1 protein-coding gene is annotated in these 1,063 nt (G+C 63.3%); it reads left to right on the top strand.

The genetic code is table 11. The features are described from left to right. Positions 1–34 precede the first annotated feature (34 nt). Positions 35–1,063 (top strand): IS630 family transposase gene (locus tag AC07FD_RS39590; RefSeq protein ID WP_478354225.1). Its coding sequence is split into 2 segments (ribosomal slippage), with 1,030 coding nucleotides annotated over them: positions 35–521 and positions 521–1,063; the frame shifts between segments, so codons are not numbered across the junction. This gene is flagged as partial in the annotation.

The raw sequence follows: 1,063 nt of genomic DNA, 5'->3' as shown, positions 1-1,063 counted from the left end.
AGCGTGATTCCGTGTTGCCGAAGGAGATTCGGCCATGGGATCAGCGGTGAGGTTACGAACGGACTATTCGGCGACGGAACTGCGTCGCCTGGCGCGTGGGTCGAAGGATGTGCGGCAGAGCAGCCGGCTGTTGTCGATCGCTGCGGTACTGGACGGGATGAGCCGGGCGGATGCGGGGCGGATTGGCGGCATGGACCGCCAGACGCTGCGGGACTGGGTGCACCGGTTCAACGCGGCCGGCCCCGATGGCCTTGTCGACCACTGGTCGTCAGGCCCGCCGTGCCGGCTGTCGCCTGAACAGAATGCTGAACTGGCGGCAATCGTGGAGAGGGGGTCGGATCGCGCCGTCGACGGCGTCGTGCGCTGGCGGCGCATCGACCTCAAGCGCGTCATCAAGGAGCGTTTCGGCATCGATTACGATACCCGCTATGTCGGGAAGCTGCTGCACAAGCTCGGCTTCTCGCATATGAGCGCACGGCCGCACCACCCGGCGCAGGACGCCCATATCATCGAAGCGTTCAAAAAAATTGGCAGCGCACGCTGAAGGCTCATCTTTGCGACCTGCCGCCGCGTACGAAGGTGGAACTCTGGTTCCAGGATGAAGCCAGGATAGGTCAGAAGAACGGCATCACAAGGCAGTGGGCCAGGCGTGGCACGCGGCCGCGACAGCCAGCCGACCAGCGATACAAGAGCGCATATCTGTTCGGCGCCATCTGCCCGGCTCGGGGCACCGGCGCAGCTCTCGCGCTGCCATTTGCCGACACCGAGGCCATGCAACTCCATATCGACGAGATCAGCCGCCATGTCGAAAAGGGCGCGCATGCCGTGCTCATCATGGATCGCGCCGGATGGCACACCACCGCCAACCTCAACATGCCGCGCAACATCACGCCGATCTTCCTGCCCCCGCGTGCGCCCGAATTAAACCCGGTTGAGAATGTCTGGCAGTACATGCGGCAGAACTGGCTCTCAAACCGCGTCTTCGACAGCTACGAGGCAATTATCGACGCCGCGTGCGATGCTTGGCACAAACTGCTCGCCGCTCCCGAAACAATCACATCCA

This window comes from Mesorhizobium waitakense, assembly GCF_056431085.1.
This window is presented reverse-complemented; position numbering and strand designations above follow the sequence as displayed.